Raw genomic sequence first — 18,153 nt, forward strand, 5'->3', positions numbered from 1 at the left:
CTCATGCCCAAAATCACCCGCCGCGCTTTCGCGGCTACATCCGTTGCTGCTGCGGCCGTCGCGGCCTTCGGTTCCAGGCCGGCTCTGGCGCAGGCCTATCCGGCGCGTCCCGTCACCGTGGTCGTGCCGTGGGGCGCGGGCGGAGGCACCGACGCGACCGCGCGCATCGTCGCGGCACTGCTGGAAAAGGACCTCGGCCAACCCTTCAACGTGGTCAACCGCACCGGCGGCTCCGGCGTGGTCGGCCATACCGCGATCGCATCCGCGCCGCCCGACGGCTACACCATCGGCATGCTGACGGTGGAAATCTCGATGATGCACTGGCAGGGGCTCACCGAACTGGCGCCGAAGAGCTACACGCCGCTTGCCCTGATGAACGAAGACCCGCCCGGCATCCAGGTCAGCTCGACATCGCCCTACAAGACCGTCAAGGAACTCGCCGACGCCATCAAGGCGGCTCCCGTCGGCAAGTTCAAGGCCTCGGGCACCGGACAGGGCGGCATCTGGCATCTCGCGCTGGTCGGCTGGATGCAGGCGATGGGACTTCCCGCCAACCAGGTCGCCTGGGTGCCGTCGAACGGGGCAGCACCGGCGATGCAGGATCTCGCCGCCGGCGGTCTCGATCTCACCACCTGCTCGGTACCGGAAGCGCGCGCGATCATCGAAGCCGGCAAGGCGCGCAGCCTCGCCATCATGGCGCCGGCACGCAACCCGGTATTTCCCAATGTGCCGACGCTGAAGGAAGCGATGAGCATCGACTATTCGACCGGCGCGTGGCGCGGCATCGCAGGTCCGAAGGGCCTGCCCGCCGATGTCGCGACCAAGCTCACGGCATCGCTCAAGAAGGTCTACGATTCCACGGAATACAAGGATTTCATGAGCAATCGCGGCTTCGGAGTGGTGTGGGGAGACGGTGCCCAATTTGCGAGCTTTATGGACAAGGGTGATGCCCAGATGGGTGTGGCGATGAAGGCCGCCGGTCTGTCCAAGGCCTGATCCGTCCCTGCGCACTTCCTCGGAATCCGTGGGGCTGGTTCATGCGTCTTCCCGATCGCGTCACGGGATCGTTTCTGGTTGTCCTCGGCGCAGCCGCCGCCTATGGCGGCTGGCTGCTGCCGCCGGTGCCCGGCCAGCCGGTCGGTCCCAACGTATTCCCGCTGGTGATCGGGACCGGCCTGGCGCTTTGCGGGCTGGCGATCACGTTCGGCATCGGAAGCACCTTCGAAGAGACAGAAGAGATCATTCCGATCGAGGGCGGCGACAAGAAGCCGCCGCCCGGCAAGCTCTACGGACTGCGCGCCCTGCTGCCGCCGGCGCTGCTGTTCCTTTATGTCGCGGTGGCCGACCGGCTGGGCTTCATCATCACGGCCGCGCTGATCGTGTACGCCACGGCCACCGCGCTCGGCGCGCGGTGGCGGCTTGCGCTGCCGCTCGCCGTGCTGGCGCCGATCGGCATCCATCTGATTTTCAGCAAGCTCTTGCGCGTGCCGCTGCCGATCGGGCTGCTGCCGATGCCGTGGTGATCCATGCTCAATACCCTGATGGAAGCGTTCGCCCTGATTTCAACCTGGGAGGTGATCATCGCCTTGCTGGCGGCATCGGTCTACGGGCTGGTGATCGGCTCGCTGCCCGGCCTGTCCGCCACCATGGCGACCGCCCTGCTGGTCCCGGTCACGTTCTACCTGTCGCCGATCGCTGCGATCGCCACCATCGTGGCGGCGTCGACGATGGCGATCTTCTCCGGCGATATCCCCGGCGCGCTGCTGCGTATTCCCGGAACCCCCGCCTCGGCGGCCTATGCGGACGAAGCCTACGCCATGACGCGCAAGGGCGAGGCCGAACTGGCACTCGGCGCCGGCGTCTGGTTCTCCGCCGTCGGCGGCATCGCCGGCACGCTCTCGCTGATGATCCTGGCGCCGCCGCTGGCCGAAGTCGCGCTGTCGTTCTCGACCTTCGAATATTTCTGGCTCGCCTTCCTCGGCCTGATGTGCGCCACGCTGGTGGCGCGCTCCTCCCCGGTGAAGGCGATCGCCGCCATGTTCATCGGCCTGCTGGTGGCATGCGTCGGCATCGAAAACCCCGGCGGCGTGCCGCGCTTCACCTTCGGCCTCACCGACCTGTTCGGCGGCATCGAACCGATCCCGGCGCTGGTCGGCGTCTTTGCGGTGGCGCAGGTGATGCGCGCGATGCTGACGCCGGAACCGCCGCCGATCCCCAAGCGAAAATTCGGAAGCATCCTGGCGGGCCAATGGAAGCTCACCAGGAAATACAACGTGCAGATGACGCGCGGCAACATCGTCGGGATCATCATCGGCGTGCTGCCGGGCGCCGGCGCCGACATGGCGGCCTGGGTCAGCTATGCGATGTCCAAGCGCTTCTCGAAGGAGCCGGAAAAATTCGGCACCGGCCACGTCGAGGGCCTGGTCGAGGCCGGCGCCAGCAACAATGCCAGCATTGCGTCGGGCTGGGTGCCGTCGCTGCTGTTCGGCATTCCCGGCGACACCATCGCCGCGATCGCGATCGGCGTGCTTTACATGAAGGGACTCAATCCCGGGCCGACGCTGTTCACCGAGAAAGCGTCGAGCATGTATGCGATCTACCTGATGTTCATCATCGCCAACCTGCTGATGATCCCGCTCGGAATCATCATGATCCGTCTCGCCAGCCATGTGCTGCGGGCACCGCGATCCTCGATCATGCCGGTCATCATGCTGTGCTGCGCGGTCGGCTCGTTTGCGATCGGCAACAACATGTTCGGCGTCGTGACGGTCGCGACCTTCGGAATCATCGGTTACGTCATGGAGGAGAACGGCTATCCGGTCGCCGCCATGGTGCTGGGCATCGTGATGGGCACCATGGTGGAGCAGGCGTTCGTGACGTCGCTGATCAAATCCGACGGCAGCATCCTGCCGTTCTTCGAGCGGCCGATTTCCGCGATCCTCGCGGCCCTGGCGATCGGCGCGGTGATATGGCCGGTGGTGCTCTGGCTGTGGCTGCGGTTGAAGCGCAAATCGCCGGCTGCGACGCCGGCCGGTTGAGGGCGCGCCAGGCCCCCTCGCCTGCCGCGTCCGGCCGTTGTAAACCAAGCCATGACCCTGCCTAAAACTGCCTCCGTCGACCTCAAAACATTGGCCAGGGACCTCCGCGCCGGCAGCCGCGCGGCGCTGGCGCGCGCCATCACGCTGATCGAAAGCCGGCGCGGCGATCATCAGGCCATGGCGCGCGAGCTGGTGCAGGCGCTATTGCCGGATACCGGCAAGGCGATCCGGGTCGGCATCACCGGCTCGCCCGGGGTCGGCAAATCCACCACCATCGACGTGCTCGGCATGTTCCTGATCGAACGCGGCCACAAGGTCGCGGTGCTGGCGGTGGACCCCTCCTCGGCGCGCACTGGCGGCTCGATCCTCGGCGACAAGACCCGGATGGCGCGGCTGTCCGCCTCCGACCACGGCTTTATCCGGCCCTCGCCGGCCGCCGGCACGCTCGGCGGCGTCGCGGCGAAAACCCGCGAGGCGATGCTGCTGTGCGAGGCCGCCGGCTTCGACGTCGTGCTGGTGGAGACCGTCGGCATCGGCCAGTCCGAGACCGCGGTATGCGACATGACCGATTTCTTCCTGGCGCTGATGCTGCCCGGCGCCGGCGACGAACTGCAGGGCATCAAGAAGGGCCTGGTCGAGTTGGCCGACATGATCGCCGTCAACAAGGCCGACGGCGACAACATCAAGCGCGCCAACCTGGCGGCGGCCGAATACCGCGGCGCGTTGCATATTCTCACCCCGCGCTCGGAACACTGGCACCCGCCGGTCGAGACCTATTCGGCGCTGACGGGAACCGGCATCGACGTGCTCTGGCAGAAGGTCCTCGATCACCGCACCGCGATGAACGCGTCAGGGGAATTCGCCGCGCGGCGGCGGCAACAGCAGGTGAAATGGATGTGGTCGATGCTGGAGCAGCGGATGATGGCGCGGCTGCGCGCCGATCCGGCGATCCGCGGCAAGGTAAAGAAGATCGAGGCCGAGGTGGCCGACGGCCGCATCGCGCCGGCGCTGGCGGCCGAGCAGATCGCGGACATGCTGAAATAGCGGGTGCATGACGGGTTGGACTTGAATCGATTGACCTGACCGCGCGTAGCACGAAGTCCCGGTGTCGCGGCCATGGCAAAACGACCTGCGGCAGCGCCTTTTACAAAAAACTTGAAAACAACCCCATGCAATGAAAATATAGGTATCAAGATACCGTATACAAGGTCGCATGGGGCACGAGCGGAACAGGGATCCGTGGTCGCACCGCCCCCTGATCCCATGCGCTTCAGCGCACGATCGGGGCACGCTCAGGGCCGGTCCGCCGGCATCAGCAACGAGACGGCATCGACGACCTGATCGGCATCGGCAAGCAAAATGTACTCACCGCGATGCAGTGTCGTTCCGCTCGCGACGACAACGGCCCGCTTGGGGCAGATGCCGAAACAACCGGCCATCACGAGGCGCGGGCGCCGGCCCGGCTGCGCGTCGCGCCGGCCCTTCGCCGCCGACTTCAGCGCACGCTTGATCCTGGAGCCGCCCAAAACGCGCTTGAAGCATTTCCTGCAAACCAGGACGGACTCGCGACGGGAGCGAACGGTGACGGCAGATGCGCTTTTGGTCATCTTTGCTATATAGGCACGACTGCCGAAATGTTGCCGGCGCCACGGCGTTGCTCGCAGCTCGGGAACACCGGGGAACCAATTGAACAGCAAACTCCGTATCCTCATCACCGGCTTCGGCCCGTTTCCCGGCGCGCCCTACAATCCGACCCAGCCGCTGGTGGCGCGGCTGCTGCGGCTGCGCCGTCCCGCGCTGGGCGATGTCGAGTTGTGCGGCCACATCTTTCCGGTGACGTACAAGGCGGTCGACCGCGAATTGCCGGAACTACTGGCAAAACACCGTCCGCAGGCGCTGCTGATGTTCGGGCTCGCCTCCCGCACCCCTTACGTCCGGATCGAAACCCGCGCCCGCAACGCCGTCACCACGCTGTGGCCCGACGCCGATCATACAAGAGTGCGCAAGGGATCGATCGCGGGAAGTGCTGGCGCCATGGCTTTCGGACCACATACCGCGAAATTGCTGCGTGCCGCCGCGGGCACCGGCGTCGATGCGCGCGCCTCACGCGATGCCGGTAGCTACCTCTGCAATTATCTGAGCTGGCGCGCGATCGAGGCGACCTGCGGCGACAGCGGCCCCCGCCTCGCTGCCTTCGTGCATGTGCCGCCGCTGGCGCGCGACGGCACACGGCAGCGCAAGGACGCGCACCGCGTCACGCTGGAAGAACTGGTCGACGCCGGTGAGGCGATGCTGCTGGAGATGGTGCGGCTGGCGCGGCGGGCGGCGCTCGCTAACGATTAACCCTACTCCCAACAATCGCCCGCTTCCGCCCTCGCCTTCACCATGCCGCGCCGTATTTTTGCGGTACGCCAGAACTTGCGGACGCGTGTCCGCCGGAGACGCGATCATGGACGTCAATCGCCGCCATCTCATCGGAGTATCCGCCGCCGGCGTGGCCGGGGCGATGGCGATAGCGCCGGATGCGGCGCGCGCGGCGCCGCCGACCTCGGCGCTCGGTCGCGACGCCACCCAATATGGCGTGCGGCCCGGCAGCCCCGACGATCAGACGAGGTCACTGCAGCGGGCGATCGACGAAGCCGCGCGGGCTCAGGTCCCGCTGGCGCTGCCGCCGGGGGTCTATCGCACCGGCATGCTGCGGCTGCAGAACGGCACGCAACTGGTCGGCATCCGCGGCGCCACCAGACTGGTCTTCACCGGCGGCGCGGCGATGCTGCAGGGCGAAGGCGCCGGCAACATCGGCCTCACCAACATCACGCTCGATGGCGGCGGCATTCCGCTGCCGCCACGGCGCGGCCTGCTGCACTGCCTCGGCGGGCGCGATATCCGCATCGCCGATTGCGAAGTCACCCGCAGCGGCGGCAACGGCATCTGGTTCGAAAACTGCTCCGGCGAAGTCAGCGGCAACATCATTTCGAAGATTGCCGTCACCGGATTCACCTCATTCGACGCACGGGGCCTGCTGGTCGCCCGCAACACCATTGTGGACACCAACGACAACGGCATCGAAATCCTGCGCCACGCGATCGGCGACGACGGCACAATGGTGCTCGACAACCGCATCGAGGACATCAAGGCCGGTCCCGGCGGCTCCGGCCAGTATGGCAACGCCATCAACGCGTTTCGCGCCGGCAACGTCATCGTGCGGGGCAACCGTATCAGCAACTGCGACTATTCCGCGGTGCGCGGCAATTCGGCCTCCAACATCCAGATCACGGGCAACAGCGTCTCCGGCGTCCGCGAAGTGGCGCTGTATTCCGAATTCGCGTTCGAGGGCGCGGTGATCGCCAACAACACCGTCGACGGCGCGGCGTTGGGCGTCTCGGTCTGCAATTTCAACGAGGGCGGGCGCATCGCGGTCGTGCAGGGCAACATCATTCGCAACCTGCTGCCGAAGCGCCCGATCGGCACCGCGCCGGACGACGATGCCGGCATCGGCATCTATGTCGAGGCCGACACATCCGTAACCGGCAATGTGATCGAGAATGCGCCGTCGTTCGGGATCATCGCCGGCTGGGGCAAATATCTGCGCGACGTCGTGATATCGGGCAATGTGATCCGCAATGCCTTTGTCGGCGTCGGCGTGTCGGTGACGCCGGGCGCGGGCACGGCGCTGGTCAACAACAACATGATCTCGCAAGCGCCGCGCGGCGCCGTGGTCGGGCTCGATCACGCACGGCCGATCACGCCGGATCTATCCGCCGAGGGCGCGCAGCGCTTCGCCCAGGTGGTGGTCGGCACCAACGCGGTGCGGCGATAGCATCACGCGACCGCGCTGCGGCGCCGCCGTACCATCAGGGCGAATACCAACGCGAGCGCCGACGCCACCGTGTACATCGTGAACGCGTTGAGATAGCCGATCATCACCGACTGGCGCATGATCTCCCTCGCGACCCTGGCGAGACCCGGCACCGTGTCGAAATTCCATGCTCCCGTCACCTCCGGCATGGCGATTGCCCGGTTATAGGGCGTGATCATCTCGGTCATGCGGCTGTAATTGGCGCCGGTCGTGCGCACGATCTCGGCGATCGACAGCGAAATGAAGAAGCTCGATCCGATGTTGCGCAGCAGGTGGAAGATCGAGGACGCCTCGGCGTAGTCCTTTGCATCCAGGGTGTCGAACGCCACCACGGTGATCGGCACCCAGACGACGCCGACGGCAAAGCCCTGGATGGCGCTGTTGAAGACCAGGATCTCCATGGTCACGTTGAGGTCGAAGGTCAACATCCACAGCCCGGCCAGGGTTTGCAGGCCAAAGCCGAACGCCATGCTGATGCGCGGATCGATCCGGCTCATCAAGCCCGCGGCCATAAAACCCAGCAGCATCCCGAGGCCGCGGCATCCGATCACCTGCCCGACCAGCGCGTCCGAAAACCCGACATGCTGCTGCAGCAGCGGCGGCAGCAACACCATCGGCGTGAAATTCAGCATGCCGTAGATCGTCACCAGCGCGAGCCCGATCGCGTAATTGCGGTCGGTCAGCAGCTTCAGGTTCAGGAACGGCGCGCGGGCGCCGAGGCTGTGTACGATGAACACGTAGAATGCAATCGCCGCGACCAGGCACTCGATCACGATCTCGGTCGAATTGAACCAGTCCAGCCGCACGCCGCGCGCGAGCACGAGTTGAATGGCGGCAAGCGCGATGGCGAGCGCAAGAAAGCCGGTCCAGTCGAAGCGAACTTTTTCCAGTTGCACGGTGGACCGCAGGGTCAGGTGCATGCCGATGGTGGCGCAGATGCCGATCGGCACCAGCATGTAGAACGACCAGCGCCAACTGTAGATCTCGGCGAGATAGCCGCCGAAAACCGGACCGAACACCGGCGCGACCGCAACCGCCATCCCGAAGATCGACATCACCATCGTATGCTGATGACGCGGAAAGGTGGCGAACAGGATCGACTGCGACAGCGGCACGACCGGCGCACCCGCGCCGCCCTGCAGGATGCGCCACAGCACCAGTATTTCGAGCGATTGCGCCATCCCGCACAGCAGCGTTGCGATCGTGAAAACGGCAATCGAATACACCACCACGCGCTTGGTGCCGAAGCGGGATACCAGCCAGCCGGTCATCGGCGTCACCACCGCGGTGGCGAGGATGTTGAACGTCATTGCCCAGGCGATCTCGTCCTGGGTTGCCGACATCGCGCCCTGCATCTGCGGCAGCACGGTCGATGTCGTGAGCAGCGCCGTGCCATAGAGCGAGGACCCCAGCACCACGGTGGCCAGGGTCCAGTATCGCTGCGCCGCGGTCAGGGCCGGAGCCTCGGTAACGGCGCTTGCGGTGGTTGCGGTCATCTCGTTGCGCTGCAAAATGAGCCAGATAATAACCTGGCTTACCAATTAATAACCTAGCTTACCAATTCGCCGGCGGCTACAATTACGGCATGCCGAATACCGACGAATACATTGGCGTCGTGATCTCTGACGTCGCCCGCCTGTTGCGGACGGAGTTCGATCGCCGCGTGCACCGGCTCGGCATCACCCGGGCGCAATGGCTGGTGCTGACCCGCCTGCACCGGCATCCCGGCGCCTCGCTTTCGGAACTCGCCGAGATGATGGAGGTTGAAAAGGCGACCGCGGGCCGCATGATCGACCGGCTGGTGGCCAATGGCTGGGTGGCGCGCCGGACTCAGCGTGATGACCGCCGCGTCAAGCGGGTATATCTCACGCCGGAAGCCGAACGCGTGCACAAGCGCATCTGGCGCGTCGCCGAAGCAACGGTGGAAGACGCCCTCACCGGTCTCTCGGCGCAGGAAAGCAGGCAACTGATGACGTTGTTGCAGCGCATCAAGAGGACGCTGGTTGCTGCCGTGGATGACCTCCCGCCGGCGAGAACCGTGGCTGCCAGCCGGAGACCTGCATCGCGCCACGCTCGCGGCCTGAATGGGAAGGCCGCGCCATGAGCAAGCGGCTGCGGCCATGGGCGCTGATCGGCGTGCCGGCGCTCGTCCTGCTCGGAGCGCTGATGTTCTGGCTGCAGGGCGGCCGCTACGCCACGACCGAGAATGCGTTCGTCAAGGCCGACATCACCCAGGTCGCAGGCGAAGTGCCCGGCCGGATCATCGATGTGCGGATTCGGGACCATGCGCTCGTCAAGGCCGGCGAGATGCTGTTTCGTCTCGATCCGGCACCCTACCAGCTGGCCCTCGCCAAGGCCGAAGCCGAGACCGATTCGGCGCGTGCCGCCGTCGAACAGCTCAAGGTGAGCCTGCGCGAGATACGGGCCGAGGCCACCGAGGCCGAGAACAAACTGGCGTATCTTCAGACCCAGGCCAAACGTCATCGCGATCTGTCCGGACGCGGCGTCACTTCGGCCACCAGGGTCGAACAGGCCAACAGCGAAGAACAGGAGGGGCAAGACCGCCTCGCGGTGCTGCACCAGCGCATCGCCCGGGTCGAAGCGGCACTCGGCGGCAAGCCGGACAGGCCGACCGACCAATTTGCCGCGGTCCGCGAAAAGCAGGCGACGCGCGATCGTGCGGCGCTGGATCTTGCCCATACCGAGATCAAGGCGCCGCGCGCCGGCGTGGTCGTCAATTTCAAGCTCCAGCTCGGCGAGCAGGTCAAGGCGCAGACGCCGCTGTTCGCGATCGTCACCGACCGCCGGCCGTGGCTCGAAGCCAACTTCAAGGAGACCGACCTGACCCATGTGACGGTCGGACAAAAGGCGAAAGTCGTTCTCGATATGCATCCCGACATCACCTGGGATGCCGAGGTGGAGAGCATCAGCCCGGCGACCGGCGCCGAGTTTGCGATCCTGCCGGCGCAGAATGCCTCAGGCAACTGGGTGAAGGTCGTGCAACGCCTGCCGGTGCGGCTGCGATTGCTGGAGCGACCGGGCGAACCGCCGCTACGCGCCGGCATGACCGCCTATGTCAGCATCGACACCGGGCGCGCGCGCAGCCTCGCCAGCATATTCGGCAATGGCGCCGCCATCGCAGCGCGACCCAACCGGCAAGAGACGACCAAGGCGGAATAAACTGCTTGCGGGGCCGCCGCCCTACAGCGCGTTGCGCAGCAACGGATAGCGTTGCGCGATCGCATCCAGCGTCGGTTCGCGACCGTCGTCCAGGGCTGCCGTGTCCAAGGCTGCCGTGTCCAAGGCAGCCGTGTCCAGGGCTGCCGTGTCCAGGGCTGGCGTGTCCATATCCGGCGCCGATGGGGCCTCGTCCGAACCAACAAGCTCGGATTCCGCCGAAATCAAGCGATCCGGCTCCAAGGGTTGGAGGGGGATCTCGACCGGCGACGGAATCCGATCCGGCTGATCGCCCAGCCTTTCGGCCCGTGGCAGTGCCGTTTGGGTGTGCCCGAGCCAGGACATGTCGACGGCGGAATTGTCGGGCGACGCCTCGCGCGTCGACAGACTACGCCAGGTTTCGACCGCGGTCTTGGCCTCCTGGATGTTTTCAAGGAATGCGCGTTCGCTGTGAAAGCGGCGCCAGCGGCCGGTCTCGAACAGCTCGGTGAGATATTCCAGCCGTTGCTCGGCCAGATTGCACCAGCGCGCGACAATGTCGCGGCTATCTGCCACGTCCAATCGATGTGTCATGAACCAGCCCGCAAGAGGAAAGAACTGACGCAGACGCAACGGGGACGAATCACTTGCGCGTACAATGGATATTCTGTGGAAAACTTCCGCATTGTCCAGCAAGCGAAGTTACTACGCGCTGCGGATCGACGGAAAGTCGGAAAAATACGGGATTATCAGACCTGTCCACCGTCAAGCCGCGCACCCGCATGGCGGCGTTGCGCGGATTTCGGGCGCGGCGTGACGGCTGAGTTGGTGATGCAGGGACTGCCTGACGGATGCGCCAGAAACGAAAGACCCGTCCGGGGGGACAACCGGACGGGTCAAGCCATATGGGCGCTTGGGGTGGATGGGCGCTCGCGCCGAATACAGCCTCGATGGGGAGGGATAACCGCTCCCACATAGATTGGTCGCAGCAGGGTCGGCGAACGTTCAAAAGACCGCGCGATTTTTTTAACTTTTTTGCCGGGAGTTTTTTGGCCGGGAAACTATTGCGCGGCGGGGCGATTGGATACGCCCTCACCCGATTTGTCGGACGCCATGGCGGCCGCCGGCTGGTTCATGGCCCGTGTCGGGGGAACCTGTTGCCGGCCCGGGCCAGCTTCAACGGCAGGGCTTTCAACTGCAGATTTGGACGATACCGTGGCGACCGGCACCGCCGGCGTGGCGTCGATGGCCGACACCGCGGCGAACGCATCGGCTTCGCCGGCGCCGAATTGATCGTCCCGACCGGGGCTGCCCAGATCGCGGGCCGTCCTCATCAGAATTGCGCGCACTTCGCCCGGCTTCAATGCAGGATTGCGCTCCAGCATCAAGGCCGCAAGGCCGCTGATGTAGGCGGCGGAAAACGAGGTTCCGGAGGTCATCTGATATTTTCCGTCCGGCGCAGGCAGGAAGATATCGACCCCGGGGGCCGCAATGGCGATATGGCCGCCGCGGTTCGATGCCGCAAACAGTCTGTCGTGGGCGTCGGTGGCGCTGACTGCAATCACATTGGCGTTGGCGGCGGGATAGAGCGGCGGCGACTTCGCACCGGCGTTGCCGGAGGCCGCGACCATCACGATACCCCTTGCGGCCGTGGCGCCGATGCCGCGCTCGATCAGCGGATCCTTGGGACCGGCGAAGCTCATATTGACGATCTGGGCCCCATGCAGCACGGCATAGTTCAACGCCTTCAGGATCACGAAGGTGGTGCTTTCCGCGCCGTTAGCCGCCGTGCCGAAGGCGCGGATTCCCAAAATCCTGGCCTGCGGCGCGCTCCCCATCAGCCGCGCGTGCGACACGATCGCGCCGGCGATGCCGGTGCCGTGAACATGCGGGCCTTCCTTGCTGCCGAGCGCGTCGAAATTGTCCGCAACCGAGTTCACCAGTTCCGGATGCTTGTCGTCGATTCCCGAATCGATCACGGCGATGGTCACGTTGGCGCCGCGGACCAGCGTATGGGCCTGCGGCAGTCGAAGCTTGGCAAGCGCGTATTGCGCGGGATCGCCCGCACTCAGCGCCGCCTTCTGGTTCTGCGTCAGCCAATAACGAAAATTCAGCTGCACCGAACGAACGCCGGCGCTTGCAGCGAATTCGCGGCGCACCTTCTCCACCGGGCGGCGGTCGGTGATCCGGAACAGGCCGATGGTGGCGCCGATCAGCGGAAAATTCTGCGATTGCAGCCGTACCAGGCCGTGACGCCGCGCCAGCGCATCGGCTTGCGCGTCCGACAGCGAACCATCGATCTCGGCAACCAATTCATTGGGGATCGCGGCCGGGCTGAACGCTGCCAGCGGCCGGCCGGCGCCCCCGTTCTTGCCGCTCTTTGCATTCTTGACGGATTTGCCGGCACCGCCGCCATCGGACACCGAAACCGGCTTCTCCTGGCATTCGCCACTGCTGTCACGATGGGCGTAACCGCAGGCGGGCGAAAGGTTCGGCGAAAAGCGCGCATTCGGAAGCATCGATCCGACGCGGGGTTGGCCGCCGGGTGGCGTTCTGCCGATTCCAACCGGCCCGCCCGCGATGATCGGATTGATCCGCGGCGCCACGGTCGGATTGATGGCCGGCATCCGCGACTGGATGTTGAGGTTGGGCGAGCGCATGACATTCTGCGCGTGAGCTGCCGGAATCTCGGGGTATGCAAACGTCAGCGCGGAGGCGGTCAACGCCAACGCGATGCGCCGCATACCAGTCAGCCAGTTCGCGGGATCGTGCACCATGACGCCTCGGGTTACGCGGGACATTGGAAGCCCGGCCTACGGCGCTGCCACTGCGAGACTGACGATCTTCTCGCGTTGCAGCCTGCTCAGCAGAGCAGCAGCTTCGTCCTTGCTCATCGCCTTGTTGCCGAATTGCAGCCGAAACATGCCGCCCTTGGCGCCGTCGGTGACGACGGCCTGATAGCCGTCGAGCAGCGCGGTGATATCGGCGATGCGTGCCTCCGGCGTGAATCGCACCAGCGCGGCTGGCGCTGCCGTCGCAGCCAGTTCGCGGGTGATGGGCGCATTGGTGCTCAGCGAGGCTGTCTGGAACGAGGAGGTCTGGTTCTTCACCAGCACCGCACCGATCACGCCGGCCTGCAGCAACAGCGCCAGCCCGCCCAGGCTCGCCGACCAGGCCAGCGTCCGCGGCGAAAGGCCAGCGAAAAACCCGGCGATCCGCGCCGATAAATTCAGCGAGGACGACGGCGCGCGCGCCGGTTCTGCGTCGATCGCAGCGAACAGCTTGGTCATGGCGCGCGCAGAAGGCGCGCCGAGGCTCTCGTTGAGCGAGATGGTTTCGGCGTACTCTTCCCGGATCACGGCATATTGCCTGGCCAGTTCGGCATCACGCGCCAGCGCTTCATCGACGCGGCGGGCATCGCGCGCGTTCAGGGTGCCGGCCGCATGCCAGGGCAGCAGCACTTCGATTTCGCTGGGTTCTTGATCCAGCACTTTTTTGCTCGCTGCCATCATGGCCAACCTCGTTCTATGCCGGCTGCCTTCAGCAGTTCGGCCAATTTCTTGCGCGCATAAAACAGGCGCGTCTTCACGGTGTTCTCGGGTATCCCGACGATTTCAGCGACTTCCTCCACGGATTTCTCGTGGTAGTAGACGAGATCGACGATCTCCCGATGCTCTGGCGAGAGTGCGGTGAGGCACTTGCGCAACGCTACGCTGGTATCCTTTTTCTGAACCGCCACTTCGGGATCATCGGACGTATCCTCGATCGCGTTGGCGGCCTCGTCGTCCAGTTCGCCGTCCTTCCTGCGCCGTAGCGCAGACAGGGCCTTGAACCGCGTAATTGCCAGCAGCCAGGTGGAAACGGCGGATCGGCCTTCGAACTTGCCAGCCTGCCGCCATACATCGAGAAACACCTCGCTGATGAGGTCTTCCGCAACCTGTTCGTCCCGAACGAGCCGAAGCCCGAAGCGGAACACCCTGACATGGTGCCGTCCGTACAGCACCTGCATGGCGAGCCGGTCGCCTGAAGCGATCCGAGCGATCAGGACATCGTCCGTAGCCGCCTGTGTCGCACTCAATGGCCGTCTCGCAAGGTTGGTCGGATTGGGTTGGCGGGTGGTTCGATCAGAAAGGCAAGATTCTTGAAATTATCGCAAGTCCGCGATTTCATGTGTGATCTACCCCACAGTCGCGAGTCCGAACGAAAGAATGGTATCATAATAGGTAATTGCCTCCTTCGCGCCCGTGGCCACCGCCGCCGACCGTTCCAAGGCTTTGCCGGCGACTCAGCACTGCTTACCGCTTAGACGTCAACCGATCCCTACTGGTTTGCGGCCCGGACCGCGCGAAGGTATCCTGTTCCCGCCGATTTCCCCTTGCGAAACAAGGGTAGTAGGGCCCCCGACAAGCCCGGATCCGGCCCGAAAGATACCAAACCTAAAGGCTTTGTTCCCTAAAGTCCGCCAACGCATTCCACCGACGGCAAGACATGGGCAGCGCGGCTTCATCGCTTCAAGTTCAATGCTCGGACGGCTCGCTCGCGCTCGCCGATGCACGGGCATCGGACCTGATCAAGCGTCGCGTCAGCCAGCGCCGTCAGATGTTCTCCGTGCAGGCCGCCAGCTATTCGCTCGGCGCCCTCGTCCTGCTGGTCTATTCCTACGCCGGTACGGTATCCGTCGTCATCCCATCCACCTATTTCCTGTCCGGCCTTTCGCTGACAGGGTTTTTCGTGGTGCTTTCCGAGACCGGTTTCAACGACAGATTCGAAGATCACTATCTCACGATCTTTCAGATGGGCTGCAACGTAGCGCTCCAGCTGGGCTTCCTGATGGCGGCGCCCGAAATCGGCTATACCTTTCTTAGCGTCTTGTTCCTGATCTTCGGCTTCGGCGCGCTGCGGATGACCTCGCAACAAGCAATCGCCGTCTGGACGCTGACGACGTTGGGTCTGGCGCCGATATTTCTGTTGACCGACCTTCCGATCGCAATGCCGGTTTCAACCCCCGCCGAACGCGCAGCCGCGATGCTCGCCTTCGTTCTTACGATTGGCCAGTGTGCATTCGTCGGCCTCTACGGCAGTTCGATGCGCAAAATGCTCTACAATCGCAGCTCTGAACTCAAGGCTGCCAACAGACGCATCGAGGAACTCGCCGAGCTCGACGAACTGACCGGATCATTCAACCGCCGCTGCATCATGCACGTGCTGGACGAGGAGGTTGTCCGCGCCCACCGCGGCAACACGCCCTGCTCCGTCGCCCTGATCGATCTCGACTGGTTCAAGCGCATCAACGACACCTACGGCCACCCTACCGGCGATGAAGTGCTCCGAGCATTCGCCATTACCGTGTTCGCCAACATCCGCCCCATCGACAAGTTCGGCCGCTATGGCGGCGAGGAATTCCTGCTGCTGCTTCCCGAGACGTCAGGTGAAGGCGCCGCGCGCATCCTCTACCGGCTGCGCGCGATCATCGCCGATCTCGACTGGAGCGCATTCTCGCCCGGCATGCAGGTAACGATTTCGGCCGGCGTCGCGACGCTGAAACCGAATGAGACGCCCGACATCATTCTCGCGCGCGCCGACAGCGCGCTTTACGCAGCCAAGGCACGGGGACGCAATCGCATCGCCAGCGCCTGATCGACCAATCCGTTTCCGGACGACGAAGAAACCGTCGCCGGCCTGAATATCCGAGCACTCCAGGATAGAGTCATGAGTTCGAAGCCCGCCGCCACCACCGAAAGTCTGCTCGACGAGTTGCAGACCACGCTCGCGCATGGAACCGTCGCGCGCCGGGTCGAGACCCTGCGCCGGGTCACCGACCTCTTCATCAACGGCGCGGTGGATTATTCCAACGAACAGGTCGGGCTGTTCGACGACGTTTTCCAGTGCCTGATGGTTCACATCGAGACGTCCGCCAAGGCGCTGCTCGCCAGTCGCCTGGCTCCGATCGACACCGCGCCGCCTGGCACCATCCGCGCGCTGGCGTTCGACGATCTGATCGAGGTCGCGGCTCCGGTGCTGTCGAGGTCGGAGCGTCTCGACGACGAGGCGCTGATCGAGACCGCGCGCAACAAGAGCCAGGCGCATTTGCTGGCGATCTCGCTGCGAAGGGTGCTGAGCGGCGCCGTGACCGACGTATTGGTGCTGCGCGGCAATGACGATGTAATCCAGAGCACGGTCAACAACCCGGGTGCGGAGTTTTCGGAGCGCGGCTTTACCCGGCTGATCGATCGCGCCGAGGGCGACGACAATCTCGCAACCTGTCTCGGCATGCGTCCGACGATGCCGCGGCACCTCTATTTGAAGCTGATCGCCAAGGCTTCCGCCACGGTACGGGAGCGCCTCGAGGCCGCCCACCCGAAGCAGGCGGGGGAGGTGCCGAACGCCGTGCGCGAAGCGACACGGCTGGCGCGCTCCGCGCCGGTGGCGATCACCAGGGACACCGCGATCGCCCACGCGCTGGTCAAGTCGCTCCACGAGGACGGCCGGCTCGACGAATTCCAGGTGGCGACGTTCGCCGAGGCCGGCAAGTTCGACGAAGCCAACGCGGCGCTCGCCGCCCTCGCCAACGTGCCGGTGTCGATCGCCGAAAACATGATGCTGGAAACCCGCACCGAGGGCGTCATGATCCTGGCCAAGGTCGGTGCGTTGTCGTGGTCGACCGTGAAGGCGATCATCAACATGCGCGACGAACTATCCGGCCTGGAGCCGACCGATCTGGCGGCCTGCAAGGCCACCTATGAACGGCTGCGGTCCTCGACGGCACAGCAGGTGCTGCGCTTCCACCGGATGCAGCAGGCCGCCGCCGCACCGGCGGCGTAAGCATTCAACCGCATCAGAACCGCAGCACCCGCGGCCCCGCCAGCGCGCCGACGGCAGCGACCAGGACCGCGGCGATCGTGTACCAGGTCGCGACGAACAGCGGCGAATCGTCGGTGCAGTGCGAGGCGTAGAGCGTTGCCGCCAGTCCCGCCGACAGCAGTCCGGCAATCGCGCCGGCGACAGCGGGCCGTGTCGGGGCGCCGTGACGCAGGCCGAGCAGCGCCGCCGCCAATATCGGAAGCGCCATCAGCGGAATCCAAGTCAGGCAGTTCCACGAATTCTTGCCCATCATCCGCATCATCATCGGCATCCGCTGCGGCATCATCATCTCGGTGGAGATGCCCGCGACAAGAAGTCCGACCGGAATCAGCAGCAGCCACCCCCAGCCCCGCAGCGAGGCCTCCGGCCGCGACAGATGCAGGCTGATGGCGATGGCCGGAATCGCCAGCGCCAGCGTTACGACGAACTTCAGGTCGAAAAACGGATTGCGCATCGCGGTCATGACATCCGGCCGGACCCCAAGCTGGGTCAGGAAAATCGCGACTGAAACCGACGCCGCCAGCAAGAGCCCCAGCGCCAGCACGAAGCCCACCGGCCGGGCGCGGTGCGCGTTGTCGGCGGCGAGGGCACGAATAAGCTGATCGGTCTCCATTCTCATTGTCCCCGTAGCCTGGCGGTGAGGCTGGCAAGCCCGCGATGCAGCGCCACGCGCACCGCGCCCTCGCTCATCGCGAACTTCTTCGCGGTATCCTGGATCGACGCGCTATCGACCGCGATCGACTGCAGCACGTCGCGCTGGCGCGCCGGCAGCGACTGCAACTGGGCCGCGACCTCGCCGGTGGGCACGGTCTCCGCGGCCGGCTCGCCCGGCAGCGTCTCGGCGAAATCGTCGATGTTGACGAACACCCGCCGGCCGCGGCGGCGCAGCGCATCGATCAGCTTGTTGCGGGCGATCGCAAACAGCCAGGGCGCAAACGGAGCGTCGGCGTCCCAGGTATGCCGTTTCAGATGCACCGCCAACAAAATGTCTTGCACGATGTCCTCGGATTGATCGGCCGGTTGCCCTGCCCGCGTCAGGCCGCGGCGCGCCGCGGCCCGGAGCACCGGCGTGACGGCCTTGAGCAGGCGATGATACGCCGCATCGTCGCCTGAAATGGCCAACCGCATCAGGCCGGTCCATTCGTCCTCACGTTCGCGCACGCGCGCTCCCACATTGCAATTCGGTCTATGTTTCAATTTGTTACGCCAAAAGCCGTCGATCACGAAGTCGTGACCTGA

General features: G+C 65.1%; 18 protein-coding genes. 10 read left to right on the plus strand and 8 right to left on the minus strand.

Annotated elements, in window-relative coordinates:
- Positions 1 to 3: 3 nt before the first annotated feature.
- From Q8N40_RS07600 to meaB, 4 genes are read left to right on the plus strand one after another with little or no spacing between them, the layout of a single operon-like run.
- On the plus strand, positions 4 to 996 hold the full coding sequence (locus Q8N40_RS07600; protein ID WP_305319161.1) for a tripartite tricarboxylate transporter substrate binding protein: 993 nt from the start codon (positions 4 to 6) through the stop codon (positions 994 to 996).
- Between the two features lie 41 nt (positions 997 to 1,037).
- Positions 1,038 to 1,523, plus strand: a complete 486-nt coding sequence (locus Q8N40_RS07605; protein ID WP_305319162.1) for a tripartite tricarboxylate transporter TctB family protein — start codon at positions 1,038 to 1,040, stop codon at positions 1,521 to 1,523.
- 3 nt (positions 1,524 to 1,526) lie between these two features.
- Complete coding sequence (locus tag Q8N40_RS07610; protein WP_305711380.1) at positions 1,527 to 3,038, plus strand: tripartite tricarboxylate transporter permease; 1,512 nt, start codon at positions 1,527 to 1,529, stop codon at positions 3,036 to 3,038.
- 51 nt (positions 3,039 to 3,089) lie between these two features.
- Entirely contained in the window at positions 3,090 to 4,082 is a 993-nt protein-coding gene (gene meaB, locus Q8N40_RS07615) for a methylmalonyl Co-A mutase-associated GTPase MeaB (RefSeq protein ID WP_305711381.1), read from the plus strand.
- A gap of 248 nt (positions 4,083 to 4,330) precedes the next feature.
- Here the strand turns inward: meaB and Q8N40_RS07620 are convergent, their stop codons facing one another.
- Complete coding sequence (locus Q8N40_RS07620; RefSeq protein WP_305711382.1) at positions 4,331 to 4,645, minus strand: (2Fe-2S) ferredoxin domain-containing protein; 315 nt, start codon at positions 4,643 to 4,645, stop codon at positions 4,331 to 4,333.
- A gap of 79 nt (positions 4,646 to 4,724) precedes the next feature.
- Between Q8N40_RS07620 and Q8N40_RS07625 the strand changes: the two genes are divergently transcribed.
- Both Q8N40_RS07625 and Q8N40_RS07630 read left to right on the plus strand, forming a co-directional pair.
- Positions 4,725 to 5,381 (plus strand): pyroglutamyl-peptidase I, encoded by a 657-nt coding sequence (locus Q8N40_RS07625; RefSeq protein ID WP_305711383.1) that lies wholly within the window; start codon positions 4,725 to 4,727, stop codon positions 5,379 to 5,381.
- 106 nt (positions 5,382 to 5,487) lie between these two features.
- On the plus strand, positions 5,488 to 6,858 hold the full coding sequence (locus Q8N40_RS07630) for a TIGR03808 family TAT-translocated repetitive protein (RefSeq protein WP_305711384.1): 1,371 nt from the start codon (positions 5,488 to 5,490) through the stop codon (positions 6,856 to 6,858).
- 2 nt (positions 6,859 to 6,860) lie between these two features.
- On the opposite strand, the gene Q8N40_RS07635 is transcribed toward Q8N40_RS07630, so the two are convergent.
- Positions 6,861 to 8,393 (minus strand): DHA2 family efflux MFS transporter permease subunit, encoded by a 1,533-nt coding sequence (locus Q8N40_RS07635; protein ID WP_305320716.1) that lies wholly within the window; start codon positions 8,391 to 8,393, stop codon positions 6,861 to 6,863.
- A gap of 89 nt (positions 8,394 to 8,482) precedes the next feature.
- Between Q8N40_RS07635 and Q8N40_RS07640 the strand changes: the two genes are divergently transcribed.
- A complete protein-coding gene (locus Q8N40_RS07640) occupies positions 8,483 to 9,001 on the plus strand; it encodes a MarR family winged helix-turn-helix transcriptional regulator (RefSeq protein WP_305711385.1) in 519 nt (172 codons plus the stop codon).
- Entirely contained in the window at positions 8,998 to 10,077 is a 1,080-nt protein-coding gene (locus tag Q8N40_RS07645; protein WP_305320714.1) for an HlyD family secretion protein, read from the plus strand. The genes Q8N40_RS07640 and Q8N40_RS07645 overlap by 4 nt, the downstream gene beginning before the upstream one ends.
- Before the next feature lie 21 nt (positions 10,078 to 10,098).
- Here the strand turns inward: Q8N40_RS07645 and Q8N40_RS07650 are convergent, their stop codons facing one another.
- The 4 genes from Q8N40_RS07650 to Q8N40_RS07665 form a co-directional block, all read right to left on the minus strand.
- A complete protein-coding gene (locus Q8N40_RS07650; protein WP_305320720.1) occupies positions 10,099 to 10,647 on the minus strand; it encodes a TIGR03809 family protein in 549 nt (182 codons plus the stop codon).
- 467 nt (positions 10,648 to 11,114) lie between these two features.
- Positions 11,115 to 12,797 carry a S8 family serine peptidase gene (locus tag Q8N40_RS07655; protein ID WP_371135635.1) on the minus strand — a complete coding sequence of 561 codons (1,683 nt, stop codon included), beginning with the start codon at positions 12,795 to 12,797 and terminating at the stop codon, positions 11,115 to 11,117.
- 69 nt (positions 12,798 to 12,866) lie between these two features.
- The gene (locus tag Q8N40_RS07660; protein WP_305711386.1) at positions 12,867 to 13,565 is read right to left on the minus strand and encodes a hypothetical protein; all 699 of its coding nucleotides are present in this window, start codon (positions 13,563 to 13,565) and stop codon (positions 12,867 to 12,869) included.
- Complete coding sequence (locus Q8N40_RS07665; protein ID WP_305320712.1) at positions 13,562 to 14,131, minus strand: sigma-70 family RNA polymerase sigma factor; 570 nt, start codon at positions 14,129 to 14,131, stop codon at positions 13,562 to 13,564. Before Q8N40_RS07665 ends, Q8N40_RS07660 begins: the two co-directional genes overlap by 4 nt.
- Positions 14,132 to 14,541: 410 nt before the next feature.
- On the opposite strand from Q8N40_RS07665, the gene Q8N40_RS07670 reads away from it, so the two are divergent.
- Together Q8N40_RS07670 and Q8N40_RS07675 are read left to right on the plus strand one after the other, a co-directional pair.
- Complete coding sequence (locus tag Q8N40_RS07670; RefSeq protein ID WP_305711387.1) at positions 14,542 to 15,690, plus strand: GGDEF domain-containing protein; 1,149 nt, start codon at positions 14,542 to 14,544, stop codon at positions 15,688 to 15,690.
- A gap of 72 nt (positions 15,691 to 15,762) precedes the next feature.
- Entirely contained in the window at positions 15,763 to 16,875 is a 1,113-nt protein-coding gene (locus tag Q8N40_RS07675) for a DUF2336 domain-containing protein (protein ID WP_305711388.1), read from the plus strand.
- A gap of 13 nt (positions 16,876 to 16,888) precedes the next feature.
- On the opposite strand, the gene Q8N40_RS07680 is transcribed toward Q8N40_RS07675, so the two are convergent.
- On the minus strand, positions 16,889 to 17,527 hold the full coding sequence (locus Q8N40_RS07680; protein WP_305711389.1) for a DUF1109 domain-containing protein: 639 nt from the start codon (positions 17,525 to 17,527) through the stop codon (positions 16,889 to 16,891).
- Between the two features lie 2 nt (positions 17,528 to 17,529).
- Positions 17,530 to 18,075, minus strand: coding sequence for a sigma-70 family RNA polymerase sigma factor (locus Q8N40_RS07685; protein WP_305711390.1), 546 nt, complete (start codon positions 18,073 to 18,075; stop codon positions 17,530 to 17,532).
- Positions 18,076 to 18,153: the final 78 nt, after the last annotated feature.

This window comes from Bradyrhizobium sp. (genome assembly GCF_030693485.1).
Classification (GTDB): Bacteria; Pseudomonadota; Alphaproteobacteria; order Rhizobiales; family Xanthobacteraceae; genus Bradyrhizobium.

Coding starts and splice junctions, on each gene's coding strand:
- Q8N40_RS07680 (WP_305711389.1), bottom strand. CDS start 17,527: ATGGAGACCGATCAGCTTATTCGTGCCCTCGCCGCCGACAACGCGCAC.
- Q8N40_RS07620 (WP_305711382.1), bottom strand. CDS start 4,645: ATGACCAAAAGCGCATCTGCCGTCACCGTTCGCTCCCGTCGCGAGTCC.
- Q8N40_RS07635 (WP_305320716.1), bottom strand. CDS start 8,393: ATGACCGCAACCACCGCAAGCGCCGTTACCGAGGCTCCGGCCCTGACC.
- Q8N40_RS07670 (WP_305711387.1), top strand. CDS start 14,542: ATGGGCAGCGCGGCTTCATCGCTTCAAGTTCAATGCTCGGACGGCTCG.
- Q8N40_RS07630 (WP_305711384.1), top strand. CDS start 5,488: ATGGACGTCAATCGCCGCCATCTCATCGGAGTATCCGCCGCCGGCGTG.
- Q8N40_RS07610 (WP_305711380.1), top strand. CDS start 1,527: ATGCTCAATACCCTGATGGAAGCGTTCGCCCTGATTTCAACCTGGGAG.
- Q8N40_RS07650 (WP_305320720.1), bottom strand. CDS start 10,647: ATGACACATCGATTGGACGTGGCAGATAGCCGCGACATTGTCGCGCGC.
- Q8N40_RS07600 (WP_305319161.1), top strand. CDS start 4: ATGCCCAAAATCACCCGCCGCGCTTTCGCGGCTACATCCGTTGCTGCT.
- Q8N40_RS07655 (WP_371135635.1), bottom strand. CDS start 12,797: ATGCGGCGCATCGCGTTGGCGTTGACCGCCTCCGCGCTGACGTTTGCA.
- Q8N40_RS07660 (WP_305711386.1), bottom strand. CDS start 13,565: ATGATGGCAGCGAGCAAAAAAGTGCTGGATCAAGAACCCAGCGAAATC.
- Q8N40_RS07640 (WP_305711385.1), top strand. CDS start 8,483: ATGCCGAATACCGACGAATACATTGGCGTCGTGATCTCTGACGTCGCC.
- Q8N40_RS07605 (WP_305319162.1), top strand. CDS start 1,038: ATGCGTCTTCCCGATCGCGTCACGGGATCGTTTCTGGTTGTCCTCGGC.
- Q8N40_RS07675 (WP_305711388.1), top strand. CDS start 15,763: ATGAGTTCGAAGCCCGCCGCCACCACCGAAAGTCTGCTCGACGAGTTG.
- Q8N40_RS07645 (WP_305320714.1), top strand. CDS start 8,998: ATGAGCAAGCGGCTGCGGCCATGGGCGCTGATCGGCGTGCCGGCGCTC.
- meaB (WP_305711381.1), top strand. CDS start 3,090: ATGACCCTGCCTAAAACTGCCTCCGTCGACCTCAAAACATTGGCCAGG.